This window comes from Streptomyces jumonjinensis (assembly GCF_009600885.1).
GTDB classification, from domain to species: Bacteria; Actinomycetota; Actinomycetes; order Streptomycetales; family Streptomycetaceae; genus Streptomyces; species Streptomyces jumonjinensis.
This window is the reverse complement of sequence record NZ_VCLA01000061.1, coordinates 1-26,469: the sequence shown is the minus strand read 5'-3', so window position 1 is coordinate 26,469 and position 26,469 is coordinate 1. Positions and strand designations below refer to the sequence as shown.

General features: G+C 71.0%; 24 protein-coding genes. 7 read left to right on the top strand and 17 right to left on the bottom strand.

The window, feature by feature from the left end:
* Nucleotides 1–110 precede the first annotated feature (110 nt).
* Nucleotides 111–1,253 carry an L-cysteine desulfhydrase Cds1 gene (gene cds1, locus FF041_RS07420; RefSeq protein ID WP_153521587.1) on the bottom strand — a complete coding sequence of 381 codons (1,143 nt, stop codon included), beginning with the start codon at nucleotides 1,251–1,253 and terminating at the stop codon, nucleotides 111–113.
* Between the two features lie 199 nt (nucleotides 1,254–1,452).
* On the opposite strand from cds1, the gene FF041_RS07415 reads away from it, so the two are divergent.
* Together FF041_RS07415 and FF041_RS07410 are read left to right on the top strand one after the other, a co-directional pair.
* On the top strand, nucleotides 1,453–1,776 hold the full coding sequence (locus FF041_RS07415) for a hypothetical protein (RefSeq protein WP_153482264.1): 324 nt from the start codon (nucleotides 1,453–1,455) through the stop codon (nucleotides 1,774–1,776).
* Nucleotides 1,777–2,006: 230 nt separating this feature from the next.
* Nucleotides 2,007–2,555, top strand: a complete 549-nt coding sequence (locus FF041_RS07410) for an ATP-binding protein (RefSeq protein ID WP_323391407.1) — start codon at nucleotides 2,007–2,009, stop codon at nucleotides 2,553–2,555.
* A 71-nt stretch (nucleotides 2,556–2,626) separates the two neighbouring features.
* Here the strand turns inward: FF041_RS07410 and FF041_RS07405 are convergent, their stop codons facing one another.
* The 3 genes from FF041_RS07405 to FF041_RS07395 all read right to left on the bottom strand — a co-directional run bounded on the left by FF041_RS07405 (nucleotide 2,627) and on the right by FF041_RS07395 (nucleotide 5,831).
* Complete coding sequence (locus FF041_RS07405; protein WP_153521555.1) at nucleotides 2,627–3,472, bottom strand: YhjD/YihY/BrkB family envelope integrity protein; 846 nt, start codon at nucleotides 3,470–3,472, stop codon at nucleotides 2,627–2,629.
* Between the two features lie 185 nt (nucleotides 3,473–3,657).
* A complete protein-coding gene (locus FF041_RS07400) occupies nucleotides 3,658–4,872 on the bottom strand; it encodes an ROK family protein (protein WP_153521554.1) in 1,215 nt (404 codons plus the stop codon).
* A 137-nt stretch (nucleotides 4,873–5,009) separates the two neighbouring features.
* Complete coding sequence (locus FF041_RS07395; protein WP_153521553.1) at nucleotides 5,010–5,831, bottom strand: TetR/AcrR family transcriptional regulator; 822 nt, start codon at nucleotides 5,829–5,831, stop codon at nucleotides 5,010–5,012.
* A gap of 161 nt (nucleotides 5,832–5,992) precedes the next feature.
* Between FF041_RS07395 and FF041_RS07390 the strand changes: the two genes are divergently transcribed.
* Nucleotides 5,993–6,454 carry a nitroreductase family deazaflavin-dependent oxidoreductase gene (locus FF041_RS07390; protein ID WP_153521552.1) on the top strand — a complete coding sequence of 154 codons (462 nt, stop codon included), beginning with the start codon at nucleotides 5,993–5,995 and terminating at the stop codon, nucleotides 6,452–6,454.
* A gap of 91 nt (nucleotides 6,455–6,545) precedes the next feature.
* Here FF041_RS07390 and FF041_RS07385 read toward each other — a convergent pair whose 3' ends face one another.
* Entirely contained in the window at nucleotides 6,546–7,814 is a 1,269-nt protein-coding gene (locus tag FF041_RS07385) for a geranylgeranyl reductase family protein (RefSeq protein WP_153521551.1), read from the bottom strand.
* 108 nt (nucleotides 7,815–7,922) lie between these two features.
* Between FF041_RS07385 and FF041_RS07380 the strand changes: the two genes are divergently transcribed.
* On the top strand, nucleotides 7,923–9,293 hold the full coding sequence (locus tag FF041_RS07380; protein ID WP_153521550.1) for a dipeptidase: 1,371 nt from the start codon (nucleotides 7,923–7,925) through the stop codon (nucleotides 9,291–9,293).
* A 155-nt stretch (nucleotides 9,294–9,448) separates the two neighbouring features.
* On the opposite strand, the gene FF041_RS07375 is transcribed toward FF041_RS07380, so the two are convergent.
* From FF041_RS07375 to FF041_RS07360, 4 genes are all read right to left on the bottom strand, one after another.
* Entirely contained in the window at nucleotides 9,449–10,555 is a 1,107-nt protein-coding gene (locus FF041_RS07375; protein WP_323391406.1) for an NUDIX hydrolase, read from the bottom strand.
* Between the two features lie 142 nt (nucleotides 10,556–10,697).
* The gene (locus FF041_RS07370; protein ID WP_153521548.1) at nucleotides 10,698–11,618 is read right to left on the bottom strand and encodes a carbohydrate ABC transporter permease; all 921 of its coding nucleotides are present in this window, start codon (nucleotides 11,616–11,618) and stop codon (nucleotides 10,698–10,700) included.
* Entirely contained in the window at nucleotides 11,615–12,613 is a 999-nt protein-coding gene (locus FF041_RS07365) for a carbohydrate ABC transporter permease (protein ID WP_153521585.1), read from the bottom strand. The genes FF041_RS07370 and FF041_RS07365 overlap by 4 nt, the downstream gene beginning before the upstream one ends.
* A gap of 155 nt (nucleotides 12,614–12,768) precedes the next feature.
* The gene (locus tag FF041_RS07360) at nucleotides 12,769–14,064 is read right to left on the bottom strand and encodes an ABC transporter substrate-binding protein (protein WP_153521547.1); all 1,296 of its coding nucleotides are present in this window, start codon (nucleotides 14,062–14,064) and stop codon (nucleotides 12,769–12,771) included.
* Nucleotides 14,065–14,351: 287 nt separating this feature from the next.
* Between FF041_RS07360 and FF041_RS07355 the strand changes: the two genes are divergently transcribed.
* A complete protein-coding gene (locus FF041_RS07355; protein WP_153521546.1) occupies nucleotides 14,352–16,430 on the top strand; it encodes an NPCBM/NEW2 domain-containing protein in 2,079 nt (692 codons plus the stop codon).
* A gap of 158 nt (nucleotides 16,431–16,588) precedes the next feature.
* Here FF041_RS07355 and FF041_RS07350 read toward each other — a convergent pair whose 3' ends face one another.
* Nucleotides 16,589–17,524 (bottom strand): ROK family protein, encoded by a 936-nt coding sequence (locus FF041_RS07350; protein ID WP_153521545.1) that lies wholly within the window; start codon nucleotides 17,522–17,524, stop codon nucleotides 16,589–16,591.
* Nucleotides 17,525–17,739: 215 nt separating this feature from the next.
* Between FF041_RS07350 and FF041_RS07345 the strand changes: the two genes are divergently transcribed.
* Nucleotides 17,740–18,753, top strand: coding sequence for a LacI family DNA-binding transcriptional regulator (locus tag FF041_RS07345; RefSeq protein ID WP_228387407.1), 1,014 nt, complete (start codon nucleotides 17,740–17,742; stop codon nucleotides 18,751–18,753).
* On the opposite strand, the gene FF041_RS07340 is transcribed toward FF041_RS07345, so the two are convergent.
* The 4 genes from FF041_RS07340 to FF041_RS07325 all read right to left on the bottom strand — a co-directional run bounded on the left by FF041_RS07340 (nucleotide 18,734) and on the right by FF041_RS07325 (nucleotide 22,824).
* Entirely contained in the window at nucleotides 18,734–20,062 is a 1,329-nt protein-coding gene (locus FF041_RS07340) for a DUF6986 family protein (RefSeq protein WP_153521544.1), read from the bottom strand. The two genes, FF041_RS07345 and FF041_RS07340, sit on opposite strands and share 20 nt — an antisense overlap.
* A gap of 158 nt (nucleotides 20,063–20,220) precedes the next feature.
* Nucleotides 20,221–21,192, bottom strand: coding sequence for an electron transfer flavoprotein subunit alpha/FixB family protein (locus FF041_RS07335; RefSeq protein ID WP_153521543.1), 972 nt, complete (start codon nucleotides 21,190–21,192; stop codon nucleotides 20,221–20,223).
* Nucleotides 21,193–21,290: 98 nt separating this feature from the next.
* Nucleotides 21,291–22,079 carry an electron transfer flavoprotein subunit beta/FixA family protein gene (locus FF041_RS07330; RefSeq protein WP_323391404.1) on the bottom strand — a complete coding sequence of 263 codons (789 nt, stop codon included), beginning with the start codon at nucleotides 22,077–22,079 and terminating at the stop codon, nucleotides 21,291–21,293.
* A gap of 238 nt (nucleotides 22,080–22,317) precedes the next feature.
* Nucleotides 22,318–22,824 (bottom strand): flavin reductase family protein, encoded by a 507-nt coding sequence (locus FF041_RS07325; protein WP_153521541.1) that lies wholly within the window; start codon nucleotides 22,822–22,824, stop codon nucleotides 22,318–22,320.
* 259 nt (nucleotides 22,825–23,083) lie between these two features.
* Here FF041_RS07325 and FF041_RS07320 point away from each other — a divergent pair, with 259 nt between their 5' ends.
* Nucleotides 23,084–23,806 (top strand): lysophospholipid acyltransferase family protein, encoded by a 723-nt coding sequence (locus FF041_RS07320; RefSeq protein WP_153521540.1) that lies wholly within the window; start codon nucleotides 23,084–23,086, stop codon nucleotides 23,804–23,806.
* 81 nt (nucleotides 23,807–23,887) lie between these two features.
* Here the strand turns inward: FF041_RS07320 and FF041_RS07315 are convergent, their stop codons facing one another.
* From FF041_RS07315 to FF041_RS07305, 3 genes are all read right to left on the bottom strand, one after another.
* Nucleotides 23,888–24,580, bottom strand: coding sequence for a B3/B4 domain-containing protein (locus FF041_RS07315; RefSeq protein ID WP_153521539.1), 693 nt, complete (start codon nucleotides 24,578–24,580; stop codon nucleotides 23,888–23,890).
* A gap of 216 nt (nucleotides 24,581–24,796) precedes the next feature.
* Nucleotides 24,797–25,861 (bottom strand): threonine aldolase family protein, encoded by a 1,065-nt coding sequence (locus FF041_RS07310; protein WP_323391417.1) that lies wholly within the window; start codon nucleotides 25,859–25,861, stop codon nucleotides 24,797–24,799.
* Nucleotides 25,858–26,469, bottom strand: a 612-nt coding sequence (locus FF041_RS07305; RefSeq protein WP_153521538.1) for an SDR family NAD(P)-dependent oxidoreductase, incomplete at its 5' end; no start/stop codon positions are given. The genes FF041_RS07310 and FF041_RS07305, both read right to left, overlap by 4 nt.

Genomic DNA, 26,469 nt, shown 5'->3' with positions numbered 1-26,469 from the left:
TCCGGGGCGGCCCGGGGCGTGCGCGAACGGGCACGCCCGGAACCGTACAGAGCACAAGCCGTACGGGGCACGGAGGCGTCCGGGACCGCCCACTGACCCGGCACCAGGTCTCAGGCGTCCGGGGCCGGCCACCGGCCCGTCGCCAGAAAGCCCTCGATCTCGGCGGCGTAGGGCGCGATGTCGAGCCCCTGCTCCGCCAGCCAGCCGTCGGAGTAGTACTTGTCGAGATAGCGGTCGCCCGGGTCGCAGATCAGGGTGACCACGCTGCCGCGCTCCCCGGCCGCCACCATCTCCGCGACGATCTTCAGCGCGCTCCACAGCCCGGTGCCGGTGGAGCCGCCCGCCTTCCGGCCCATGACGGTGTCCAGCGCCCGTACGGCCGCGATGCTCGCCGCGTCGGGCACCTTCATCATCCGGTCGATGGCGCCGGGGACGAAGCTGGGCTCCATCCGCGGCCGGCCGATGCCCTCGATCCGGGAGCCACGGTCCGTGGCGGCGTGCGGGTCGCCCCGGGTCCAGCCGTCGAAGAAGCAGGAGTTCTCCGGGTCGGGGACACAGATCCGGGTGTCGTACTGCATGTAGTGGACATAGCGGGCGATGGTCGCCGAGGTGCCTCCGGTACCGGCCGTGGCGACGATCCACGCGGGCTCGGGGTAACGCTCCAGCCTCAGCTGCTGGTAGACGGATTCGGCGATGTTGTTGTTGCCGCGCCAGTCCGTGGCCCGCTCGGCGTAGGTGAACTGGTCCATGTAGTGGCCGCCGGTCCGCTCCGCGAGGGCCGCGGACTCCTCGTACACCTTGCGGGGGTCGTCCACGAAGTGGCATCGCCCGCCGTGGAATTCGATCAGCCGGATCTTCTCCGCGCTGGTGGTGCGCGGCATGACCGCGACGAAGGAGACGCCGATCAGCCGGGCGAAGTACGCCTCGGAGACCGCGGTCGAGCCGCTGGACGCCTCGATGACGGGCTTGCCCGGGCGGATCCAGCCGTTGCAGAGGCCGTAGAGGAAGAGCGAACGGGCCAGCCGGTGCTTGAGGCTGCCCGTGGGGTGGGTCGACTCGTCCTTCAGATAGAGGTCGATCCTCCACTCCTCGGGGAGCGGGAACTTCAGCAGATGGGTGTCGGCCGAGCGGTTGGCGTCGGCCTGCACCTTGCGTACCGCTTCTTTCAGCCAGGCCCGGTAGTCCAGATCGGTGCGGTCCGTATCCAGGGTCATCGCCACCACATCCGCCGCACGCTTCCCGCCGATATCCATGCCCGCCGCCTCCGTCACACTGATGTCCCGTCTCCGCACGGCCACAGTAAGCCCACTACCTGCACAAATACTCACTTGGGGAATCCATAGGGCGTACTTGTGGTTCAGTGGAGTGCGGCACTGCCCACGCCTACTGGTATACGCGACCGGAGTTGGGCAGACTGCCATCAGGCGATGCTACGAAGGGGGCGGGGAGCCCATGGCGATGGCTGAACCCGAATTCCGGGCCACGGGCGTACGGATCGAGCGGTGGCCACGCTCGCTCACCAAAGCCGGTCAGGTGCTGATCAGGGACGGCAAGCTGGAGTTGCTCACCAGCTATGGCCGGGTGATCGACAGTGCGCCGATCCGCGCGGTCAGGGCGGGCAGGGCGTGGTTCACCGATGAGGCGAGCACCGCACTGACGGTCAACGGCAAGCGCTACCGGCTGACGATGGGCCAGCGCAACCGCCGGACGGACCCTCAGACGCTGACGGGCCGTTTTCTGAAGGCCGTGCACGGGGCGGGCGCCGCCGAGGACTGAGCGCCGCCGCGCCCATCGCCCGGACGCCGTCCGGGCCGGGCCGCGGGGAAGCGCCGGGTTGCGGGACCGTGGTACGTGCCTCACGCTGGTCATACATTACTCAGGGTGCATCGACGGTCACCGTGCGATCCCGGAGGGGATCAGGCGTACCGCCGGTCAAGACTCAGCAGGCGGCAACTGCTGGATCCGATCTCCGTCTTCTTCCGGACCTACTTCGGGGAGTCGCAGCCGTGATCAGCGAGTCAAGCAGACACTGCACGGTGGAGCTCCAGGCCCTGCCGTCGCGGATCGGCCAGGTCCGCAGGATCGTCTCGGCGCAGCTGCGCTACTGGCATCTCGACCCTCTCATCGACCAGGCCGCGCTCGGCGTCACCGAGCTGCTGACCAATGTCCACCGGCACGCCGAGCCGGACAAGCTGTGCGTCGTGGACCTCGAACTGCTGCTCGGCCGGGTCACGGTCTCGGTTCACGACCACGATCCACGGCTCCCCGCCGTCCAGGACGGCGATCTGTTCGCCACGTCGGGGCGTGGGCTCTCGCTGATAGCGGCGGTGAGCGAGAAGTGGGGGGTACGGCCCCAGGGCGATACGGGGAAGACCGTCTGGTTCACGCTGGCCGCGCCGCCGCCCATGGAGGCGGCGCGGCTCTCGGCGGTCGATCCGGGGGCCGATCCGGCACGGCGTACGGCCGATGCCCCGGCGGCCGACGGCTCACTCGCCGCCGGCTCCGATGACGCGGTACGGGAGCACGCCCCGGCCGGGTCGGCGCTGGCGAGCTGAGCGCGGCGGCGGACGCGCCGCCCTTACGGCACGCCGAACCCCTTACGGCACGCCGGGCCCGGGCCGGGAGGTCAGGACAGCAGCTCGCGTTCCAGTCGCCGGCGTACCCGGCCCTCATGGACGAGCCGGCCCACCAGCGCTCCGCCGTAGACGACCACGCCGACGCCGACGAGCCAGGACTGGAGCACGAGCACGGTGCCGAAGGGGCCGTAGGTGACCGCGTTCGAGGCGATCAGCGGGGAGAAGACGAACTGGGAGAAGACCCGCAGCCCGAGCAGGGCGAGCGCGGTCAGCACGGCTCCGGGCAGCAGGGCCTGCCAGCGGACCCGGCCGCCGAGCAGCAGGCGCTGGGCGATCCAGAAGAAGAGGGCGGTGCCGGTGAGATCCCCGAGCGTGGCCGCGGCGGCGGCGATGGCCGGGTCGGAGGGGATCGGGGTGTTGACGAAGACCAGCAGACAGAAGACGAGCAGGGCGAGGAAGACGACATGCCGCCACATGGTGTGCCAGCGCGCGGTGGGCAGATCCCAGACCTTCTCGTACCCCGTCTGGACGGCGGATCCGAAGGTGAGCCCGAAGACGGTGAGCGCGGCGAGACCGAAGGCGGTGGTGCGCTGGAGTGCGGTGCCCGGCATGCCGAAGAGGCTCTCGACCTCGTCCTGGGACGCCTGGGAGACCCCGAGGGCCTGACCCAGCCAGCGGGCGAAGCCCTGGCCGCTGGCCGGGTCGGCCGCGGCGACGACGACCAGCAGCGGCACGAGGGTGAGGAAGCCGAGCGCGGCGAAGCCCATGGCCCGGTGCATCAGTTCCATCTCACGGCCCCGGACCCAGGCGAGGCCGATGGGCGAGGAGAGGATCCTGGCGCTCAGTCGGCCGGCCCGGTGCGGGTGGGGGGCCGCACCGGAGGGCTGATGGGTCATAGCTGGTCGACTACCCGCTCGGGCGGTGCGAGGCGTCCCCCATGCCGCCGGACGGGTGGCGGGCCACGGACCGGCCCATGCCGCCGGACGGGTGGCGGGCCCCTGACTCGCCCATGTCCCCGGACGCGTGGCGGACCGCGGACCCGCCCATGTCCCCGGAGGGATGACGCGGGTCCCGGGGGCGGTCAGGCCAGTGCCGTCAGGGGGTCGTCGAGCACCGGCTGCCAGGCGAGTTCCGCCGCGCCGACCAGGCTGTTGTGGTCGAGTGCGCAGCCGAGGATCGGCACCCCTCCGCTGCGGCCCCACAGACTGCGGTCGGCGACCACCGCGCGCAGCCGTTCCGGGTCGGCGGCGAAGAGCTCGCGGTGGAGTCCGCCGAGGATGATGCGGTCGGGGTTGAGGATGTTGACCAGCCCGGCGAGTCCCTGACCGAGCCGGTCGACGAGCTCCGCACCCGCCCTGCGCACCGCGGGGTCGTCGTACTCCGAACGGAGCAGCTCCCGGGACTGCTGGAGGAGGGAGACCTCGGGGCCCGGCTCCCGGCCGGCCGAGAGCAGAAAGGCCAGGGGGTCGGTCTCGACGTCGAGGCAGCCCCGGCTGCCGCAGTGGCAGGGGCGGCCCTCGGGGCTGACGGTGAGGTGGCCGACTTCGAGCGCCAGTCCGGAACTGCCGGTGTGCAGCCGGCCGTCGAGGACCAGGGCGCCGCCGACGCCCCGGTGCCCGGTGGCGACGCAGAGCAGATGCCGGGCGCCGCGCCCCGCGCCGTGCCGGTGCTCGGCGAGCGCGGCGAGATTGACGTCGTTGCCGGTGAAGGCCGGGCCGGTGATGCCCGCGTCCCGGACCCGTTCGGCGAAGACGTCGCGTACGGGAGAGCCCGCGGGCCAGGCGATGTGCAGCGGGTTGAGCGCGGTCCCCTCGGGTTCGGCGAGCGCGGACGGCACCGCGAGGCCCGCGCCGACGCATCGCCGCCCGCTCCGGCGGAGCAGGGCCGCTCCGGCGGCGACGACCTCGCCGAGCACCTGGGCGGGGTCGGCGGCGACCGGCGCGCAGGTGGGCGCGGTGGCGACGGTGCGTCCGCCGAGGCCGACCAGCGCCGCGCGGAATCCGTCCCCGTGGACCTGGGCGGCGAGGACGACGGGGCCCGCTTCGTCGATGGAGAGCCGGTGGGAGGGCCTGCCCTGGGATCCGGCCGCGGCGGCGGGCCGGGAGTCGACCCGGATCAGCCCCAGGGCTTCGAGTTCGGCGGCTACCGCGCCGGCGGTGGCACGAGTGACTCCGAGTTCGGCGGTGAGCACGGCGCGGGTGGGCGCGCGGCCGGTGTGAACCAGTTCCAGCGCGGGGCCCAGTGCCCCGCGGCCCCTTTCCAGCTTTGTTCTGTTGCTCGTCGCCTTGCCGTTCATGGGGGCGAGTCTCCCATGATCCGGAGGTCGTGAAGTCGGCATGTCCGGATCATGACCTCACCCTATCGCCCGCCATCCCCTGTTTGTGCCGCGCAAGAACAAACTGCCGTACGGGGCCCGGCCGCCGCTCTCCCGGGTCAGCGCCGCGCCGCACCCCTGGAGAGCGGGTCGGCGGAGGGGTGAGCGCCGAGCCCGACCTCGTACGAGAGCCGGGTGACGGCCTGGGTGAAGAAGGCGTCGCGCTCCTCGACGACCTTGTTGAACTGGCCGAACAGTTCGAAGGAGATCAGCCCGAAGAGCTGTGACCAAGCGGCTGTGAGCGCCACGACGACGGCGGGCGGCAGGTCAGGGGCGAGCAGGGCGGTGAGCCGGTGCGCCTCGGGGCGGAGCTCCTCCGCGAGGGGCGGCAGTGCGAGGCCGCCCGTCCGGTGGGCGTCGCGAGCGATGGCGATCAGCGCGCCGCCGACGCGGGCGGCGGGGCCGATGGTGTCGCTGGGGGCGGAGTAGCCGGGCACCGGGGAGCCGTAGATCAGGGCGTACTCATGGGGGTGGGCGAGGGCCCAGGCCCGCACCGCCCGGCAGAGCGCGATCCAGCGGGCGGAGTGGAGGGCGGCGGGGGCGGGGGCGGCGGAGGCGGCGGACGGGCCGGACGCGGCGGGAGCAACGGCGGGGCCGGGCGCGGGCGCTCCGGACTCCGGCGCACCGGGCGCGGTGGTGAGGGCGGACTCCGCCGCCGCGCCGACCGCGTCATAGGCGTCGACGATAAGGGCGGTCAGGAGATCGTCACGGCTGGGGAAGTAGCGGTAGAGGGCCGAGGAGACCATGCCGAGCTCCCGGGCGACCGCGCGCAGGGAGAGCTTGGCCGCGCCCTCGGCCGCGAGCTGTCTGCGGGCTTCGTCCTTGATGGCGGCGGTGACTTCCATACGGGCCCGCGCCCTGGCCCCTCGGATCGTGGTCATGGGAACAGTCTTTCACGCTTCAGAGCACTGACCAACGACAAGAGCAGCGAGCCATTTCGAGAGCACTGCTCTTGCTTTGACACGCGAACGCGTGCACACTGATCTCAAGCGAGAGCACTGCTCTCGAAACGAAGAGCGGATCAACAGCCCAGGAGCCCGCCATGCAGCAGACCCACTCGACCCCCCACTACATCAAGCCCAACCGCGTCGACAGCATCATGAACACCGCCATCGGCTGGCTCGCCCGTCGCGGGATCAGCCTCCTGGGCACCGCCGAGCTCTCCGTCCGGGGACGCACCAGCGGCGAGTGGCGCAGCATCCCGGTCAACCCGCTCCCCTACGAGGGCGGCCCGTATCTGATCTCCGCCCGGGGGCACTCCCACTGGGTGCGCAATCTGCGGGCCGCGGGCGGCGGACGGCTCCAGCTGGGCCGCAGGGTGCAGGAGTTCACCGCCGTGGAGCTGCCCGACGAGGAGAAGCCCGCCCTGCTCCGCGTCTATCTGAAGCGCTGGGGCTGGGAGGTCGGCCGCTTCTTCGGCGATGTGACCGCCGACTCCACGGACGAGGAGCTGCTGGCCGCCGCCCACCGGCACCCGGTCTTCCGGATCACCGTCGGCGGGTGAGCCCCCGGGGACCACGTCGCGGCGACACGGCGACACGGCGGCACGGCCGCCGGGCCCCGGGGCGACCCGGGCCCCAGGGCGACGGCTCGGGTCAGCTCTTGGCGCGGCGGTCCAGGGCCTCCAGCGCCCGCCGGGCCACCCCGTTGGTGCGGACCAGACCCGCCAGGGTGGTGGAGCCGCGGGTGATGTCGGCGAACGCCCGCCACGCGGGCCGCAGCCCGGTGATCGCCGCGTGGACGACGCCGGGACGGCGCTCGAAGACGGAGAGCAGCCGCCGCCCCACCCCCATCTCGACTCCGAGGCCCGCCTTGATGGCGAAGGCGTAGTTCAGCGCCTGCCGGCGGGCGTCCACCGCGTCATGCGCCTCCGAGATCCTGACCGCCCACTCCCCCGCGAGCCGGCCCGAGCGCAGGGCGCAGGAGATCCCCTCACGGGTCCACGGTTCGAGCAGTCCTGCCGCGTCGCCGCAGACCAGGACCCGGCCCCGGGACAGCGGCGAGTCATCGCTGCGGCAGCGGGTCAGATGCCCCGACGAGACGGCCGGCTCGAACCCCGCGAGTCCGAGCCGGGCGATGAAGTCCTCCAGATAGCGCTTGGTCGCGGCGCCCTCGCCGCGCGCGGAGATCACACCGACCGTGAGGGTCTGCCCCTTGGGGAACACCCAGCCGTAGCTGCCGGGCATCGGACCCCAGTCGATGAGCACCCGCCCCGCCCAGTCCTCGGCCACCGACTCCGGCACCGGGATCTCCGCCTCCAGGCCGAGGTCGACCTGGTCGAGCTTGACCCCGACATGGGCTCCTATCCGGCTGGCGCTGCCGTCCGCGCCGACGACCGCCCGGGCGAGCACCGTCTCCCCGTCGGAGGTGACCACGGCGACCGTGCGCCGGTCGGGGACCGCCGGGCCGTGCTGCTCGACCCTGGAGACCGCGACCCCGGTCCGCAGGACGGCGCCGGCCTTCTGCGCGTGCTCGACCAGCTGGGCGTCGAACTCCGAGCGGTTGATCAGCCCGAAGAGCATCTTCTTGGAGCGGCGGGTTCGGGTCAGCTTCCCGTTCAGGGTGAAGGTGACCGCGTGCACCCGATCGCGCAGCGGCAGTTCGAATCCCGGCGGCAGACTGTCCCGCGAGGGTCCGATGATCCCGCCGCCGCAGGTCTTGTAGCGCGGCAGTTCGGCCTTCTCCAGCAGCAGCACCTGACGGCCCGCCACCGCCGCCGCGTATGCCGCCGACGCCCCCGCGGGCCCGGCGCCGACCACGACGACGTCCCACACCGGATCGCCGTGTTCAAATGCTTCTGCCCCGGTGCCACCGTTCTCGCTGCTCACGATGTGCTTCTGCTCCCGATCCGACGCGTTCCCCATGCTCTCGACGGCATCCTACGGGCGGCGATCCCACCTCGCTGTGGCAGGATCGACCGCGTATTTGCCGTACACGTATCGCATAACGTCGCACCTACCAGGAGCGTGCCCATGACCGCCGATCCGATCGCCGAGACCGTCGCCTCGCTGCTGCCCCGCGCCAAGGCGGAGCTGGCCGAGCTGGTGGCCTTCCGGTCGGTGGCGGATCCGGCTCAGTTCCCGAAGAGCGAGTGCGAGGCGGCGGCGCGCTGGTGCGCCGACGTGCTGCGCGCCGAGGGGTTCGAGGACGTCGCGCTGCTCGACACCCCGGACGGCACCCAGTCGGTCTACGGATTCCTGCCCGGGCCGGCCGGTGCGCCGACCGTGCTGCTGTACGCGCACTACGACGTTCAGCCGCCGCTGGACGAGGACGCCTGGCTCTCCCCGCCCTTCGAGCTGACCGAGCGCGACGGCCGCTGGTACGGGCGCGGTTCCGCCGACTGCAAGGGCGGCTTCATCATGCATCTGCTCGCCCTGCGCGCCCTGAAGGCGAACGGCGGGGCGCCGGTCTCGGTGAAGATGATCCTGGAGGGCTCGGAGGAGCAGGGCACCGGTGGTCTGGAGCGGTACGCCGAGGCGCACCCGGAGCTGCTGGCCGCCGACGCCGTCGTCATCGGCGACTCGGGGAACTTCCGCGAGGGACTGCCCACGGTCACGGCGACGCTGCGGGGGATGACGCTGGTCAAGGTCCGGGTGGACACCCTGGCGGGGAATCTGCACTCGGGTCAGTTCGGCGGCGCGGCCCCGGACGCGCTGGCCGCGCTGATCCGCGTGCTGGACTCGCTGCGCGCCGAGGACGGTTCGACCACCGTGGACGGGCTGGACGCCGGGCAGAGCTGGACGGGTCTGCAGTATCCGGAGGACGACTTCCGGCGGGACGCCAAGGTGCTGGACGGGGTGGAGCTGACCGGTTCGGGTACGGTCGCCGACCGCATCTGGGCGCGGCCCTCGGTGACCGTCATCGGCATCGACTGCCCGGCGGTGACCGGCGCGACCCCGTCGGTGCAGTCGAGCGCGGGGGCGCTGATCAGTCTGCGGGTGCCGCCCGGCCGGGACGCGGCCGAGGTCACCAAGCTGCTGACGGCGCATATCCAGGCGCACACCCCGTGGGGGGCCAGGGTCTCGGTGGAGCAGTCGGGTCAGGGACAGCCGTTCCAGGCGGATGTGAGCAGCCCGGCGTACACGGCGATGGCGGACGCGATGCGGGTGGCCTATCCGGGCCAGGAGATGCAGGCGTCGGGCATGGGCGGCTCGATTCCGCTCTGCAACACGCTGGGGACGCTCTATCCGGACGCGGAGATCCTGCTGATCGGGCTGAGCGAGCCCAAGGCGCAGATCCACGCGGTGAACGAGTCGGTGTCGCCGGAGGAGTTGGAGCGGCTGTCCGTCGCCGAGGCGCTGTTCCTGCGGAATTACGCGGCGGGCGAGGGCGCTTCCCGGTAACGGGCGCAGGGCGCGAACGTGCTTCCCGGTAACGGTCCAGGACGCGAGCGCACTTCCGGCAACGGGCCCAGGACGCGAACGACCGGAGCGGGACCGGGCCCGGCCGCGTGGGCGGCCGGGGGGCGGCCGGGGGGCGGTTCCCGTCGGATCCGGCGTCAGAAGGGCACCCCTGCCTCCAGATAGAGCGCGGTGCCCCGCTCCCGGGCGCGCAGCGCCCAGCGCAGCCGTTCGTAGCGCAGGGGCGGCAGCAGTCGCTGCGCCTCCTGCTCTCCGACGAACCGCCAGTCGCGCAGCTCCGCCCCGGGCAGCAGCACCCGTCCCGCCTCGTCGCGGTCCAGCCGCCCGCCGTCGAAGAGGAGTCGCAGTCCGCCGTATCCGGGGGGCCTGGGCGGCTCCCAGTCGGCGACGAGCAGCCGGGGCACCCGGTCGAGCTCTATGCCGAGTTCCTCGGCGACCTCCCGCATTCCGGCCCGTGCGGGGGCCTCACCGTGTTCGACGACCCCGCCGGGGAACTCCCATCCGGGTTTGTAGGTGGGATCGACGAGCAGCACCCGGTCCTCGTCGTCGAAGAGCAGCACTCCGGCCGCGAGGGTCTCGGCGGTCGGCTCGGGGGTCTGGACGATCTCGCAGACCGCCGCCGCTCCGGTGCGGAGCGCGTCGGCGATCAGCCGGGCGGTCCCGCGGGGGTCGAGTGCGCTGGTGTCGATGGTGTACGCGTCCCGGGTGAGCCACTCCAGTGCGGCGCGGTAGGGCTCGATACGGTCGTAGGACCACTGGGCCCGGCTCGGTTCCCCGCCGGGTCCCTCTACGCCGGCGCCCGCCCCGCCGGGTCCTTCATCGGTGCCGCTCGCAGGCCGGTCGGTGTCCGGCCGCGGGGCCGGGGGCTCCTCACGTGCCGCGATCCGTGCCCGGAGGATCGTTTCATCCGGCCGCAGCAGCACCTGCCGTACCGGAATCCGCCGGGCGGCGAGACCGCCGAATATCTCGTCCCGGTACTCCTGGCACAGCAGGGACATCGGCACCACCAGCACCCCGCCCACCTCCGCCAGCATGGCCGCCGCCGTGTCCACCACGAGCCGTCGCCACATCGGCAGATCCTGGTAGTCGCTCACCTCCGCGAGCCGCTTGGGCGGCAGCAGCCGCCGCACTCCGTCGCCGATGAGTTCGGGGTCGTACAGCGTGCTGTTGGGCAGCAGGTCGATCAGTTCTTGCGCGGTGGCCGTCTTGCCCGCTCCGAACGCGCCGTTGATCCAAACGATCACGGTTCCCCCCTCTTCCGTAGCCCACAGTGGATTGCCCGGAACACCCTGCCACGGAAACCCGCGACAGGAGCCGGGAGGCCGCCCCGCAAAGGGGGTCGCGGGGAGCCTTCCCGAAGCCGTATGGGCGATGCCGCTCGGGTGCTCAGCCCTTGCCCGCGCCGAGAGTGAGTCCGGCGATGAAGTGGCGTTGCAGCAGCAGAAAGACGATGAGCGTGGGCAGTGCGACGATCACTGAGCCCGCCGCGAGCAGATTGTAATCCGTGAAGAACTGGCCGCGAAGGTTGTTCAGCGCCGAGGTGACGGGGAGCTTGTCGCCGTCGGAGATGAAGACGAGCGCCCAGAGGAAATCGTTGTACATCCAGGTGAACTGAAGGGTGCCGAGCGCCGCGAGGGCGGGTCTGCACAGCGGCAGGGTGATACGCAGATACTGCGTCCAGACCCCCGCGCCGTCGACGATCGCCGCTTCCAGGATCTCCTGGGGCAGGGTGCGCATGTAGTTCGCGAGAACGAAGACGCAGAACCCGATCTGGAATCCGATCTGCACCGAGAGCACGGCCCAGTACGAGTCGAACATCGTCATCGAGTCGGACATCCAGTACGGCAGCGGAATACGGTTGAACAGCACATACAGCGGAGTGACGATGACCTGCTGGGGCAGTAGATTGCCCGCCGTGAACAGCATCAGCAGGAGCAGCGAGCCGCGTACTCTCAGCCTGGCGACGCAGAACGCGGTGAAGGACGCGAAGAAGAGGGTGATCAGCACTCCCGGCACGGCGATGAGCAGGGTGTTGATGAAGTACTTCGTCATCTCCGAATCGCTGAACGCCCGCTGGTAGTAGTCGAAGGAGAGTTTTCTCGGCAGTGAGAAGTAGCCGTGCTCGGAGGTCTCCTCGTACGGTCTCAGCGATGCGTACACGGCGAGCAGCAGCGGAGCGAGGAACGCCAGCGAGACCGTGAGCAGAAAGGCGTGGACGCCGATCCGGCCGGTTCGGATCCGGTGTCCTCGCCGCCGTCGCGGGGGCGCGGGCTCCGCGGCTCCGGACGCGGGAGCAGCAGCGGTCATCGGCGTGACTCCCCTCTGATCTCCTGCACCAGGAAGGTGACGACGAACCCCAGGGAGAACAGCAGCAGCACCACGGCGATGGCGGAGCCGAAGCCGATCCGGCTGGCCTCGCCGACGATGTTGTCGGTGACCAGGACGGAGAGCAGTTCCAGGCCGTTTCTGCCCTTGTTGACGGCGTAGACGATGTCGAAGGCGCGCAGCGCCTCGATCACGGTGATCACGCCGACGATGACGTTGACGGGCCGCAGGGTCGGGAAGACGATCCGGAAGAACGTCTGCGCCTCGCTCGCCCCGTCGATGGCGGCGGCTTCCTTGAGCGAGGGATCGACGGCTTTGAGCCCGGCGAGGTAGAGGATCATCACATAGCCCGTGTGCCGCCAGGCCGCCGCCAGCAGGATCATCCAGATGTTCAGATCGCGGTCGCCGAGCCAGTCGGTGGGATCGGCGGTGTTCCCCAGTACGGCGTTGAGGGCCCCCTGGTCGCGGGAGAGGATCAGCTGGGCGATGAAGCCGACGACGGCGAGCGAGAGCACCACCGGCATATAGAGGGTGGACTGGTAGAAGCGGCTGAAGCGCACGCCCCGGTCGACGAGGACGGCGAGCAGCAGCCCGAAGGGGGTGGCGACCAGCCCGAGGAAGGCCAGCCAGAGCAGATTGTGACGGGCGGCGGGCCAGAAGGCCGGGTAGGCGGTGAAGAGGTTCTCGTAGTTGCGGAGTCCGACCCAGGAGATGTCGCCGATGCCGTCCCAGCTGGTGAAGGAGAGCAGGACGGAGGCGAGGGTCGGGCCCCAGACGATGACCATGTCGAGCAGGACGGGGATGCCGAGGAGCAGCCCGATGACGGCGAGGTCGCGGCGGGTGAACCGCCGGGGGCCGCGGCGGCGGGCGCTCGCTCTCGTACGCGCCCCGGTCCGCCGTGCCGCGCCGGGGGCGTCCCGGGCAGCCGGGGCTTTCGGCCGGGGGTCCGGGGGCCCGCCCCCGGGGGTTCGCAGCAGCGGCACGGGTGGTGACTCCAAGTCGGTCGCGTCCGAGAGCCGGGCCCGGCCGCCGGGGTCCGGTACGGTCGGGCCGACGAGGGCCCGGCGGGGTCCGGTACGGTCCGGTCGGTCCGGCCTGCGGGGCCCGGCGGAGTCCGGCAGGTGGCGGCCGGTCAGGATTCCGAGGTGAAGATGGTCTTCTTCTGCCTCTCGATGCCATGGACCAACCCGTCCACGTCCTTCGGGTCGTTGATGAAGTCCTGAATGGCCGGAACCATGACCGTGGAGGAGAAGTCGGGCCGGGTGTCCCGGTCCAGGAACTGGGAGATCTGTCTGGCCCCGGAGACGAGTTCGACCGCTTTCTTCTGCAACGGGGTGTATTTCGAGGTGTCGGCCCGGTCGCTCACCGCGATGTTGTTGGGGTCACCGGCGAGATAGACGTCCTCCGCCTCGCCCGTGGCCAGCCAGGAGAGCAGATCCTTGGCGCTCTCCATGGTCTTGTCGTTCTTGAGGCTCTTGGACTTCTTCGCCAGCAGAAATCCGTCGATGGGGGCTTCCACGGCGTCCTGGCCGTGCTCCGCGCCGATCTCCGGGAACGGGAAGAAGTCGAGATCGTCCCGCTCGTCCTCGGGGAACTGCTGGCCGGGGTGCGGAAGTCCGAAGACCGCCATGCCGGTCTGCTTCTTCTGGAGGCTGGTCGCGGCCTCCTGCCAGGTGCGGCCATTGGCCCCGGGCTGGCAGTACGGGAGAATGCTGCGCCAGGTGTCGAAGACGTCGCGGACCCGGTTGTCGGTCCAGGACTCCTCGCCGGCCATGAGGTTCTTATGGAACTCATAGCCGTTACTGCGCATATTGATGTAGTCGAAGGTGCCCATGGCGGGCCAGCCGTCTTTGTCGCAGAACGCGATGGGGATCAGCTTGTCCTTCTGCATCTGCTTGGCGAGGGCCAGATACTCGTCGAGCGTCCTGGGCGCGGTGTAGCCATACTTCTGGAATACGCTCTTCCGGTGGAAGACCGCCCAGGGATAGTAGTAGTAGGGCGTGAGGTACTGCTTTCCGTCCGCGCCCGTGGACTGGGCCTTGAGCGCATCGGAGAAGCCCTCGTACTTCGCCCAGATGTCGCTGATGTCATGCAGCAGGCCCTTCTCGGCGAAGAACTGCATGCGATAGCCCGCGAACCACATGAAGACATCGTCCGGCTTGCCCTGGAGATAGCGGTTGATGTTCTCCTGGAACGTATTGTGGTCAACGATGTTGACCTTGACCTTCCGGCCGCCTTCGGACTGTTTCGCATACGCGGAGAACGCGTCGGCGAACGCCTTCTTCGGCATCGGGTCGGATGCGTTGGACCCCAGGGTGACGGTCTTGCCGTCCCCGCCGGGGCCGCCGCCGCAGGCGGTCAGCAGCGCGGGCAGCGCGATCGCTCCCGCCCCGGCCACCGCCCCCCGCATCAGACTCCGCCGTGACATCCGATGTCCGGCCACGCTTCCAGGCGCCGCTGATTCGTAGGAACCACTGAACGAAGACTGTGCAGACTGTGCCATGCCTCCCCCTCAGGAGCGCAACCCAACACAACCCAACGCGAGGATTGGATCTCACTCCGAGAGAACGGTGTCGTCAAGGGTTATGACGCGACCTCAGCCAACCGTTACCACATCTCTTCCAACAGACTCGAACAGGCTCTACCGTAAACGCTCGTCACTGCGACATCCAGACCGTCTCCCCCGAACAGCCGAGAGCACGGAGGAAGGTCACGATGCGTCACCTATCCGTCCACCGAGTGCGCACCGGAGTCGTCGGAGCGCTGATCACCGCGTTGTTCGGCGCGGCGGGGCTCAGCGCCCCCGCCGCCGCCCTCTCCCCTGACGACACGACGGCACCGGCCGGGAACGAGGCCGGCGCACAGGTCGGCACACGGACCGGCACACAGACCGGCGCACAGGTCGGCGAAGCCCTCGCGCCGACCCCGCCGATGGGGTTCAACAACTGGAACTCCACCCACTGCCGGGCCGATTTCAATGAATCCATGATCAAAGGGATCGCGGACATCTTCGTCGAGAGGGGGCTGAAGGAAGCCGGTTACACCTATGTCAATCTGGACGACTGCTGGGCCCTGCCGCAGCGGAACGCCGAGGGCCGGCTGGTTCCCGATCCGGTGCGCTTCCCGAACGGCATCAAGGCCGTCGCCGACTACGTCCACTCCAAAGGGCTGAAGTTCGGCATCTACACCAGCGCGGGGACGAAGACCTGCAACCGGGCCGGTTTCCCCGGCGCGCTGGGCCATGAGTACAGCGACGCCCAGCAGTTCGCCGACTGGGGCGTGGACTACCTCAAGTACGACAACTGCAATAACCAGGGCGTGGACGCCAGGCTTCGCTACACCACCATGCGCGACGCGCTTCTCGCCACCGGCCGTCCCATCGTCTTCAGCATCTGCGAGTGGGGTCAGAACAGACCGTGGGAGTGGGCCAAGGGCGTAGGCCAGCTCTGGCGCACCACGGGTGACATCAGCGACAACTGGGGCTCCATGGTGTCGATCATGAAGCGGAATCTGGCGCTGGCCCCCTACGCGGGCCCCGGCCACTGGAACGACCCCGACATGCTGGAGGTCGGCAACGGCGGGATGACGGACACCGAGTACCGCACCCACTTCTCCATGTGGTCCATCATGGCGGCGCCGCTGCTGATCGGCTCCGATCTGCGCAAGGTTCCCGAATCGGCGTTCGAGATACTCGGCAACCGCGAGGTCATCGCCGTCGACCAGGACCCGCTGGGCCGGCAGGGCGCCGTGATCGGCTCCGAGGGCGGGCGCTGGGTGGTGGCCAAGGAACTGGCGGACGGCAGCCGCGCGGTCGCGCTCTTCAACGAGAGCGGACGCCCCCAGCGGATCGCCACCACCGCGCAGGCCGTGGGGCTCCCGGCGGCTGCCGCGTACAAGGTGCGCGATCTCTGGCGGCACACCAGCGCCAACACCGCGGGCACGATCGCCGCGACGGTGCCCGCGCACGGCACCGTGCTGCTGCGGATCTCCCAGGACCGCGGCTGGGCGCTGCTGCCGCCGGCCGTCGAGGTGGGCGCCGACGACAGCGTGATGGCGGAGTCCGGGCGGACCGTGAAGCTCACCGCGACCGTCACCGATCTGGGCCGTACCCCCGCGCTCGCGGTCTCGGCCAGGGTGACCGGCCCGCAGGGCTGGACGGTCGAGGCCGTCGGCCGGACGGCCGCACCCGTGCTGACGAGCGGAGCGAAGCTGACCACGGAGTGGGAGGTGACGGTTCCGGCGGACGCCTCGGCCGGAACGCATGAACTGACCGTGGCCGCCGCCTACCACTCGCCGACCGGGAAACGGCTCACCGCCTCCGTGCCGGCGAGTGTGAGCGTGGTCGTGGCGCCGCCGGCGGGCCGGTCGTACCTCAGCGATCTGAGCTGGCTGAGCGCGGTCAACGGCTGGGGCCCGGTGGAGAAGGACACCAGCAACGGCGAGAGCAGGGCGGGCGACGGCAGACCGATCACCATCGGCGGGCAGGTCTTCGCCAAGGGCCTCGGGGTCCATGCCTCCAGCACGGTCGAGTACTACGCGGGCGGGCGCTGCACAGGGGTCAGCGCGAGCGCCGGAGTGGACGACGAGAAGGGGAGCCGGGGCACGGTCGCCTTCGAGATCTGGGCGGACGGCGTCAAGGCCGCGTCCACCGGAGTGCTGACCAACGCGATGAACGCCCAGCCGGTCTCGGCGGATGTGACGGGTGCGAAGGTCGTCCGGCTGGTGGTCACGGACGGCGGGGACGGAATCGACTCCGACCACGCCGACTGGGCCGATCTCACCATCAGCTGCTGAGGGCTCAGGTCGTGTCGTCGACGTCCCCTCCGTCCGGAGGGCGGGCGGACGGGACCTCGACGGCACTCCCTGGGGAAGCCGGTCGCCGGGAACGCCTCACTCCGGGCCGGCTCCCCGGGCCCGGGGCGGCGACGCCGCGACCCGCGCCCGCGCGGAGATCACCGGGCCGTCCCCAGCAGGGCCGCCGCCGCCGCGCCCACCAGGCCCGCGTCCGTACCGGTCAGGGCCGGCGCCACGGTCAGCCGCCGGACGAAGGACAGCGTGGCGTACTCCCGCAGATGCCGTCGCAACGGCCCGAAGAGCACATCGCCCGCGCCCGCCACTCCCCCGCCGACCACCGCGATCTCGATCTCGATCAGCGTCGCGGTCGCGGCGATCCCGGCGGCGAGCGCCTGGGCGGCCCGCTCGAAGGAGGCGACGGCGAACGGATCGCCCGCCCGGGCCGCCACCGCCACGGCGGCGGCCGACGAGTCGCCGTCCGGACCGGGCCGCCAGCCCCCGGCCAGCGCCCGCCGGGCGATATTGGGGCCGCTGGCGATCCGTTCCACACACCCCCGCGCACCGCACGGACAGAGATCCCCGTCCAGATCGACGCTGATATGGCCGATATGCCCAGCGTTGCCGGTCGGCCCGGGGTACAGCTTCCCGCCGATCACCAGTCCGCCGCCCACCCCGGTGGAGACGACCAGACACAGCGCGTTCGCATAGCCGCGTGCCGCGCCCTGCCAGTGCTCCGCCGCCGTCATCGCCGCCCCGTCGCCCACCAGTTCGACCGGTAGTCCTCCTACCGCCCGGCGGACCCGGGAGACCAGGGGGAAATCACGCCATCCCGGCACATTGACCGGACTGACCGTGCCGGCCGAGGCGTCCACGGGCCCGGCGCTGCCGATGCCCACGGCACGGGTACGCGCCCACAGCGGCGAGCCGGAGAGCTCACCGAGCACCGACTCCACGGCGCCCATCACCGTCTCGGCGTCCTCCCGCGCGGGCGTGGGCCGCCGAGTCCGCAGGCGGATGCGTCCGCCACCGTCCACCAACGCCCCTGCGATCTTGGTTCCGCCGATGTCCAGAGCGGCGACGAGGTCGGTATGCATCGGCGTGGATCCCCCGGTGAACTATGGTCGGACCTGCGAGTTCGGAACAGTCTCCAACCACCTGACAACGTTGTCCAGGCTCTATGCTCATCGCTGCACATTGGCATACACACCGTACGACGACAGGACTGCGCACCGTGGCCAATACCGATCGTTCACCGCATACGCCGGGACGCCCGCGGGGGCGCGAGGCCCGCTACGGCAATCGGCCCACCATGAAGGACGTCGCGGCACGTGCCGGAGTCGGGCTCAAGACGGTGTCGCGTGTGGTCAACAGCGAGCCGGGCGTCACCCCGGACACGGAGCGCCGGGTGCAGGAGGCGATCGAGTCCCTGGGCTTCCGCCGCAACGACAGCGCGCGGGTGCTGCGCAAGGGCCGTACCGCCTCCATCGGTCTGGTCCTGGAGGACCTCGCCGACCCGTTCTACGGACCGCTCAGCCGTGCGGTGGAGGAGGTCGCCCGGGCGCACGGCGCGCTGCTCATCAACGGATCGAGCGCCGAGGACCCGGACCGCGAGCAGGAGTTGGCGCTCGCGCTCTGCGCACGCCGGGTGGACGGGCTGATCGTGATCCCCGCCGGCCATGACCACCGCTATCTGGAGCCGGAGATCAAGGCGGGCGTCGCGACGGTGTTCGTGGACCGGCCGGCGGGCCGGATCGACGCGGACACCGTGCTCTCCGACAGCTTCGGGGGCGCGCGGGCGGGCGTGGCCCATCTGATCGCGCACGGCCACCGCCGGATCGGCTTCATCGGCGATCAGCCGCGCATCCACACGGCCGTCGAGCGGCTGCGCGGCTACCGCACGGCGATGCGGGACGCCGGTCTCACGGTGTCCGACGACTGGATCTCCCTGGGGTCCACCGCGCCCGAGCGGGTGCGCTCGGCCGTCGAGGGGATGCTGTCGGGACCCGAGCCGGTCACCGCGCTCTTCGCCGGGAACAACCGGGTGACGGTGACGGCCGTCAGGGCGCTGGCCGGGAGTGAACGGCGGACCGCGCTGGTCGGCTTCGACGATATCGAGCTCGCGGATCTGCTCGGTATCACGGTGATAGCCCAGGACGCGGCGGCGCTCGGCCGTACGGCGGCGGAGCAGCTCTTCCGCCGGCTCGACGGGGCGAACGGCGAACCGGTGCGGGTGGCCCTGGAGACGGTGCTGATCCCCCGGGGCTCGGGGGAGATCCGGCCGCCCGGCGGGCGGCCGGACCCGGTCACCCCGCCGGTGCGGTGAGGTTCGTGAGGTTCCCCCGCCGGGGCGCGGCGAGGTCGGCGAGAGCGGCGCGGTCGAGTCCGGTGACCGCGGTGACCTCGGCCGCGTCCAGCGCTCCGCAGTCGATGCCGCGCAGCAGGCCGCCGCTGAGCGCCTTGACGGTCGCGGGTTCGTCCAGCACATCGCCGCCCGTGCGGCGCGTGTAGGCGGCGAGTCTGGCCGCCGCCGGTTCGAGGGCCTCGCGGTGGAACGCGAAGACGGCGGCGTAGCGGGTGGGCAGCTGGCCGGGGTGCATGTCCCAGCCCTGGTAGTAGGCGCGGGCCAGCGCCCGGCGGACGAGTCCGTAATGCAGCCGCCAGGCGTGGTGGACCTGGGGGGTGGGGCCGATGGGGAGCACATGGGAGGAGCCGTCGCAGACCCGTACGCCGGTCCCGGCCGCCGCCACCTGCATCACGGCCTTGGCGTGGTCGGCCGCCGGGTGGTCGCCGGCCTGGTGGGCGGCGCTGACGCCGAGGGACGCGCTGTAGTCGAAGGTGCCGTAGTGCAGCCCGGTGGCCCGGCCGCCGGCGGCGTCGATCATCCGGGCGACGGTGGCGGTGCCGTCCGCGGCGAGGACGGCCTGGCTGGTCTCGATCTGGATCTCGAACCCGATCAGGCCCGTCCGGAGTCCATGCGTGCGCTCGAAGGCTTCGAGCAGCCGGGCGAAGGCGGCGACCTGCTCGGCGTAGGTGACCTTGGGGAGGGTGAGCATCAGCCCGGCGGGGAGCGAGCCGTGCCGCATCAGCCCGGTGAGGAAGATGTCGAGGGTGCGGATGCCCCGGTCGCGTACGGAAGCCTCCAGGCACTTCATACGGATGCCGGAGTACGGGGCGGCCGTGCCGTCCGCGTACGCCTGTGCGATCAGCTGGGCGGCACGGGCCGCGTGGGCGTCCTCGTCCGCGTCGGTGCGACCGCCGTATCCGTCCTCGAAGTCGACGCGGATGTCGTCCACCGGCTCGCGCTCCAGTTTGGCGCGTACGCGGGTGTGGACCGGTTCGGCGAGATGGTCCGGGAGGCCGAGGACGGCGGCGAAGGTCCCGGCGTCCGGGGCGTGTTCATCGAGCGCGGCGAGCGCCTGGTCGCCCCAGGAGCGGACGGTGTCGGCGGCGAAATCCTCGCCCGGTACGTAGACGGTGTGCACGGGCTGCCGGGTGCCGGGGTCTCCGGGGTAGCGGCGGGCGAGTTCGGCGTCGACGGCCGCGAGCGAGGCGGCGGCCTCCCGGACGGCCGTGTCCGGGAGGCTCGTCGCCGCCTTCTCCGGTCCGTTCGGCTTCTTCTGCCGGCTCGGCATCACGGCACCCTCCCGATTTCCGCCTATCGGAATCAATCGTCCGGATGGCGAAGCTAGCGGCCGGGCCGCATCCCCGTCAACGGTGCGCGGAAACGGCCGGGGGCCGTGCGGCGGACATCGCCGTACGGCCCCTGAGCAGTGCTGAACCTGAGGTGTGGTCAGGCTTTGCGGTTGTTGATTTCTTCGGTGAGTTGGGGGAGGACGGTGAAGAGGTCGCCGACGACGCCGTAGTCGGCGAGGTCGAAGATGGGGGCTTCGGCGTCCTTGTTGACGGCGACGATGGTCTTGGAGGTCTGCATGCCGGCGCGGTGCTGGATCGCGCCGGAGATCCCGGAGGCGATGTACAGCTGCGGGGAGACGCTCTTGCCGGTCTGGCCGACCTGGTGGGAGTGGGGGTACCAGCCGGCGTCGACGGCGGCGCGGGACGCGCCGACGGCCGCGCCGAGGGAGTCGGCGAGGGCCTCGATCAGGGCGAAGTTGTCCGCGCCGCCGACGCCGCGTCCGCCGGAGACCACGATCGCGGCCTCGGTCAGCTCGGGGCGGCCGGTGGCCTCGCGGGGGGTGCTGGAGACCACCCGCACCGCCGTCGCCCGCTCGCTGAACACCGCCTCCAGTTCTTCCACCACACCTGCGGCGGGGGCGGGCTCGACCGGGGCGGCGTTCGGCTTGACGGTGATGACCGGGATCCCGCGGGTGACCCGCGAGCGGGTGGTGAACGAGGCCGCGAACACCGACTGCACCGCCACCGGCCCCTCCCCGCTGTTCTCCACGTCCACCGCGTCCGTGAGCAGCCCCGACCCGGTCCGCACCGCCAGCAGCGCGGCGATCTCCTTGCCCTCCGGCGAGGAGGGGACCAGGACCGCGGCGGGGGTGACGTGCGCGCACGCGGCCTGGAGGGCGTCCGCCCTCGCGACCACGGGGTGCGCGGCGAACTCGCCCGCCCGCACCGTCAGGATCCGGGTCGCGCCGTGCTCGGCGAGCAGCGCGACCGCGGGGTCGAGCCCGTCGCCGGGCGCGGCCAGGACCACCGCGACCGGCTCGCCCAGCCGCTGTGCCAGCGTCACAAGCTCCAGGGTGGGCTTGCGGACGGCACCGTCCACGTGATCGACGTAAACGACGACTTCAGCCATGGGACACGCACTCCAAACACACGGAAACGACAACGACGGAGAAGCAGAGGGGGATCAGAGGGACCGGCCCGCGCAGCAGGGCCGGGCCAGGGCGGGGGTTAGATGAACTTCCGCTCGGCGAGGTACCCGGCCAGCTGACGGCCGCCCTCGCCGTCGTCCGTGACCACGACGCCCGCGCCCCGCGCCGGCCGTCCGGCCGCCGCGTCCACCACGGTCCACGCGCCCGCCACGCCGACGTCCCCGCCGTCGATCCCCAGATCGTCCAGATCCCACGACACGACCGGCTTCTTCTTCGCCGCCATGATCCCCTTGAACGACGGATACCGCGCCTCGCCCGACTGGTCCGTCACCGACACCACCGCCGGCAGCGACGCCTCCAGCACCTCCGCCGCCCGGTCCCCGTCCCGCCGGCCGCGCACCACGCCGCCGTCGACCGACACCTCCGACAGCAGCGTCAGCTGCGCGACCCCCAGACGCTCCGCCAGCACCGCCGGCAGCACCCCCATCACCCCGTCCGTCGAGGCCATCCCGCACACCACCAGATCGAAGCCGGCCTTCTCCACCGCCCTCGCCAGCACCAGCGACGTCCCCATCACATCCGAACCGTGCACCGCCTCGTCCTCGACGTGCACCCCCCGGTCCGCCCCCATCCGCAGACCCTTCGCGACCGCCTCCCGCGCATCCTCAGGCCCCACCGTCAACACCGTCACCTCAGCACCGTCCCCCGACGCCTCGGCGATCCGCAACGCCTGCTCCACCGCGTACTCGTCCAGCTCCGAGAGAAGACCGTCCACATCCTCCCGGTCCACCGTCAGATCCTCGGCGAAGCGCCGGTCACCCGAAGCATCGGGCACATACTTCACACAGACAACGATCCTCAAGCTCACGCCGGCTCTCCTACTTGCAGTGGTCATTTCCGTGGGGGTCCCCATACCGAGGGCCCGGGGGCCTGCTTTCCAGGCAGCATAGGCCGCCGAAGGCGGGGTTTCCGGCCGGTGCGACCGGGCGCTCCGCATCGAATATTACTCACCAGTACGAGAGTGATCCAGGTCTGAACGAACGCCGGTGACTGTGACGTTGCCGACGCCCCTCCGACCGGATTCCCCCGCCCCTCCGGGGCACGTCTCAGTCCCTCAGCGCGTTGAAGCGGCCCTGGTGGTAGACGAGCGGCCGGCCGGGTCCGGCGGCGTCCCCGGCGACGACCTCGGCGATGACGATCCGGTGGTCGCCGGCCGGGACCCGGGAGACGATCCGGCAGACCAGCCACGCCTGGACGCCGTCGAGCACCGGGACGCCCGCCGGGCCGTCGCGCCAGCGCGTGGACGGTCCGAAGCGGTCGGCGCCGCTGCGGGCGAAGACGGCGGCCAGCTCGCGCTGATGCTCGCCGAGGAGATGCACCCCGACATGGGCCGTCTCCGAGACGACCCGCCAGCTGAGGGACGCCGACGCGATGCCGAAGGAGATCATCGGAGGATCGGCGGAGACCGAGGAGAGCGATGTGGCGGTGAATCCCACCGGCGATTCACCCTTCGCGGTGATCACCGCGACACCCGCCGCATGCCGCCGGAAGACGGCGCGGAACAGTTCTGAAGACGCCGCGCCGGGGGTGCCGAGTTCAGGTGAAGCCGTCATGGAGTGGGACCCTGCCCAGAAAGCGGGAATTCATCGGACACCCCGTCAGAGTGACGATACGTGGCATGTGCAGTCAAGTGGCGTCCTCGTTCTCGGGGGCCAGAAATGCACGACGTGACGAGAATCTCGCCCGCCGAGGCCGCCAGGACTGGTCAGAGCGCCGCACATGGGGCACGATCTGCGCAGTGCCGAAAACCTACGGCTGCGTAACTTCTACCGGGCGAACCCTCCCCGGGCACAACAGAAGGGTCCTCCCCAGATGGCAGAGTTCGTCTATCGGCCGGTCGTCGGCGCCGCTCTCACGATGTTCAAGGCGCTGGACCTGAAGATCGACACTCAGGGGTCGCAGAACATTCCGCGCTCGGGTGGCGCCGTGCTGGTCAGCAACCACATCAGCTATCTGGATTTCATCTTCGCCGGTCTGACCGCCCTCCCCCAGAAGCGCCTGGTGCGTTTCATGGCGAAGGACGCCGTCTTCAAGCACCGGATCTCCGGCCCGCTGATGCGCGGGATGAAGCACATCCCGGTGGACCGCAAACAGGGCGAAGCCGCCTATCAGCAGGCGCTGGAGGCGCTGCGCGCGGGGGAAATCGTCGGGGTCTTCCCCGAGGCGACGATCTCGGAGTCGTTCACGCTGAAGTCGTTCAAGTCGGGTGCGGTGCGGCTGGCGCAGGAGGCGAACGTGCCGCTGATCCCGATGGCGCTGTGGGGCACCCAGCGGCTGTGGACCAAGGGACGGCCGCGCAATTTCAAGCGCAGCCACATCCCGGTGACGATCCGGGTGGGCGAGCCCGTGGAGGCGCCCGCCGACCAGTACGCGGGCGCGATCAGCCGGCGGCTGCGCGAGCGGGTGCAGGAGCTTCTCGAAGCGGCCCAGCGGTCGTATCCCGTACGCCCCAAGGACGCGTCGGACACCTGGTGGGTGCCCGCGCACCTCGGGGGTACCGCGCCGACCGCGGCGGAGGTCCGCGGGACCCTCTGAAGGCCCCGGAACGTACGGACCCGGGGGCCCGGGGGCCACAGGGCCTCAGCGGGGTGGGTGAACCGCGATGGCCATGGAGCTTCAGCAGGGCGGGTGGACCGTGATCCGCGCCCCCGGGCTCAGCTTCGCCAGGCCCTCGGCGAGTTCCGCGCCCGCGGCTTCGAGCTCTCCCGCCGTCATCGGAGGCAACGCCTCCAGCAGGAAGACGGCGTTGACCGTCCGCTCGGTGAGCCGGGTGCGCGGGCCCTGCCGCCAGTTCCAGCGGCGGCAGGTGACGCCCTCGTCGTCGCACCAGACGACTTCTCCCGCCTCCGGGTGCTCGACCGTCTCCGCACCCGCGGCGACGGTGACGAACGGCTCCCGGCCCGTGGCGCGCACCAGCCGCATACCGCCCCTGACGCGGTCGAGATCCTCGCCTCCGACGGGGATCAGATGGGCCACGCTGATCGCGTTGTAGAGGTCGACCAGCACGTTGATCCGCGGCAGTCCGCCGCCCGTGAGCGCTCTTCTGACGAGCGCCTCGGCGGAGTTGCGGGTACGCGAGGGCTTGGCGCCGAAAGCGGTGTACGCCTCGCGCCAGGCGGCCATATGAGGGTCTTCGTGCGGGGCGCGTCCGCCGAGCCGTTCGGCGGCTCTGCGGACCGCGTCGTCGAGGAGCGCGGCCCCGCCCTCGTCACTGGGACCGCCGGTGAGGCCGTGCGCCTCGACGGTGAGCCGGGTGAAGCCGGGCGCGAGCGCCCTGACCTCGTCGGAGACGGTGAGCGTGAGCGCCATGCCGTAATGCCTCGCAGTTCGGTCGGGAGATGCGTCCACAGGGGACTCCGGAGCGACATGGTTCCGGAGCACGTCCGGCACCATAGAGCGAGGTTCAGCATATAGCACTGCTCAGTGCGTTTTATTGGACTACGCGGCGCACCACGGCATCATGCGTGCGCAGCCGACCGGAGTGGATCTTTCCGGTCGGCTGCGCACGCGTACGGTCGTCCGTCACTACTGTCGGTTCATCTCTTCCTTCAGCGCCTGCACGAAGGAGTCGACGTCGCTCTCGGCGGTGTCGAAGGAGCACATCCAGCGGACATCGCCCGCCGTCTCGTCCCAGAAGTAGAAGCGGAAGCGCTTCTGGAGCCGCTCGCTCACGGCGTTCGGCAGCCGGGCGAAGACGGCGTTGGCCTGCACGGGGTAGAGGATCTCGACCCCGTCGACCTGCCGTACCCCGTCCGCCAGGCGCTGGGCCATGGCGTTGGAGTGCCGGGCGTTCCGCAGCCAGAGATCGCGCGCGAGCAGGGCCTCCAGCTGCACCGAGACGAAGCGCATCTTCGAGGCGAGCTGCATCGACATCTTGCGCAGATGCTTCATATGGCTGACGGCGTCCGGGTTGAGGACGACGATCGCCTCGCCGAAGAGCATGCCGTTCTTGGTGCCGCCGAAGGTGAGGAGATCGACCCCCACGGCGTTGGTGAAGGTCCGCATCGGGGTGTCCAGCGACGCCGCCGCGTTGGATATCCGGGCTCCGTCGAGATGGACCTTCATCCCGCGCTCATGGGCGTGCTCGACGATCGCCCGGATCTCGGCCGGTGTGTACACCGTGCCCAGTTCGGTGTTCTGAGTGATCGACACGACCTGCGGCATCGCCCGGTGCTCGTCCTCCCAGCCCCATGCCTGCCGGTCGATCAGCTCGGGGGTGAGCTTTCCGTCCGGTGTGGGCACGGTCAGCAGCTTCAGCCCGCCCATCCGCTCGGGGGCGCCGCCCTCGTCCACGTTGATATGGGCGGACTCCGCGCAGATCACCGCGCCCCAGCGGTCGGTGAGCGCCTGGAGGGCGGTCACATTGGCCCCGGTGCCGTTGAAGACCGGGAATGCCTCGGCGGTGGGGCCGAAGTGGGTGTGCATCACCCGCTGGAGATGGTCGGTGTAGTCGTCCTCGCCGTAGGCGACCTGGTGGCCGCCGTTGGCGAGGGCGAGAGCCGCGAGAATCTCCGGATGGGCTCCGGCGTAGTTGTCGCTGGCGAAACCACGCACCGTGGGGTCGTGATGGCGTCGGGCGTCGGTCTTCACGGTTGGGGCGTCAGCCACAGGCGCTGTCCATTCGCTTCCTCGGCGGGCCGGTCCCAGACCCCGGCGATGGCCTCGGCCAGATCGTTGACGTCGGTGAAGCCCGCGAACTTCGCATTCGGCCGCTCGGCACGCATGGCGTCGTGCACAAGGGCCTTCACCACCAGGATCGCAGCCGCCGCTCCGGGGCCCTGCTCGCCCCCCGCCTTGCGGAAGGAGTCGGCGAGCGCCAGCGTCCAGGCTTCGGCGGCGGCCTTGGACGCGGCGTAGGCGGCGTTGCCCGCGGTGGGCTTGCCGGCCCCGGCGGCGCTGATCAGCAGATAGCGGCCCCGGTCGCTGCGGAGCAGCCCGTCGTGGAAGGCGAGGGAGGTGTGCTGGACGGTACGGATCAGCAGCCGCTCCAGTACGTCCCAGTCGGCGAGATCCGTGGCGGTGAAGGAGGCGCTGCCGCGCCAGCCGCCGACGAGATGGACCAGTCCGTCGATCCTGCCGAACTCCTTCTCGGTCCGGTCCGCCCAGTCCCGGGTGGCGGCCAGGTCGAGAAGGTCGACGGTGTCTCCGGTGACGGTGGCGCCGCCGTGGGCGTAGCGGGCGGCGTCGACCGCCGACGC

Coding starts and splice junctions, on each gene's coding strand:
- FF041_RS07415 (WP_153482264.1), top strand. CDS start 1,453: ATGGCGATGGCTGAACCCGAATTCCGGGCCACGGGCGTACGGATCGAG.
- FF041_RS07395 (WP_153521553.1), bottom strand. CDS start 5,831: ATGACCACGATCCGAGGGGCCAGGGCGCGGGCCCGTATGGAAGTCACC.
- FF041_RS07390 (WP_153521552.1), top strand. CDS start 5,993: ATGCAGCAGACCCACTCGACCCCCCACTACATCAAGCCCAACCGCGTC.
- FF041_RS07345 (WP_228387407.1), top strand. CDS start 17,740: ATGAAGGACGTCGCGGCACGTGCCGGAGTCGGGCTCAAGACGGTGTCG.
- FF041_RS07315 (WP_153521539.1), bottom strand. CDS start 24,580: ATGGCGCTCACGCTCACCGTCTCCGACGAGGTCAGGGCGCTCGCGCCC.
- FF041_RS07360 (WP_153521547.1), bottom strand. CDS start 14,064: ATGTCACGGCGGAGTCTGATGCGGGGGGCGGTGGCCGGGGCGGGAGCG.
- FF041_RS07400 (WP_153521554.1), bottom strand. CDS start 4,872: ATGAACGGCAAGGCGACGAGCAACAGAACAAAGCTGGAAAGGGGCCGC.
- FF041_RS07405 (WP_153521555.1), bottom strand. CDS start 3,472: ATGACCCATCAGCCCTCCGGTGCGGCCCCCCACCCGCACCGGGCCGGC.
- FF041_RS07320 (WP_153521540.1), top strand. CDS start 23,084: ATGGCAGAGTTCGTCTATCGGCCGGTCGTCGGCGCCGCTCTCACGATG.
- FF041_RS07340 (WP_153521544.1), bottom strand. CDS start 20,062: ATGCCGAGCCGGCAGAAGAAGCCGAACGGACCGGAGAAGGCGGCGACG.
- FF041_RS07370 (WP_153521548.1), bottom strand. CDS start 11,618: ATGACCGCTGCTGCTCCCGCGTCCGGAGCCGCGGAGCCCGCGCCCCCG.
- FF041_RS07380 (WP_153521550.1), top strand. CDS start 7,923: ATGACCGCCGATCCGATCGCCGAGACCGTCGCCTCGCTGCTGCCCCGC.
- FF041_RS07385 (WP_153521551.1), bottom strand. CDS start 7,814: ATGGGGAACGCGTCGGATCGGGAGCAGAAGCACATCGTGAGCAGCGAG.
- FF041_RS07335 (WP_153521543.1), bottom strand. CDS start 21,192: ATGGCTGAAGTCGTCGTTTACGTCGATCACGTGGACGGTGCCGTCCGC.
- FF041_RS07355 (WP_153521546.1), top strand. CDS start 14,352: ATGCGTCACCTATCCGTCCACCGAGTGCGCACCGGAGTCGTCGGAGCG.
- FF041_RS07350 (WP_153521545.1), bottom strand. CDS start 17,524: ATGCATACCGACCTCGTCGCCGCTCTGGACATCGGCGGAACCAAGATC.
- FF041_RS07325 (WP_153521541.1), bottom strand. CDS start 22,824: ATGACGGCTTCACCTGAACTCGGCACCCCCGGCGCGGCGTCTTCAGAA.
- cds1 (WP_153521587.1), bottom strand. CDS start 1,253: ATGGATATCGGCGGGAAGCGTGCGGCGGATGTGGTGGCGATGACCCTG.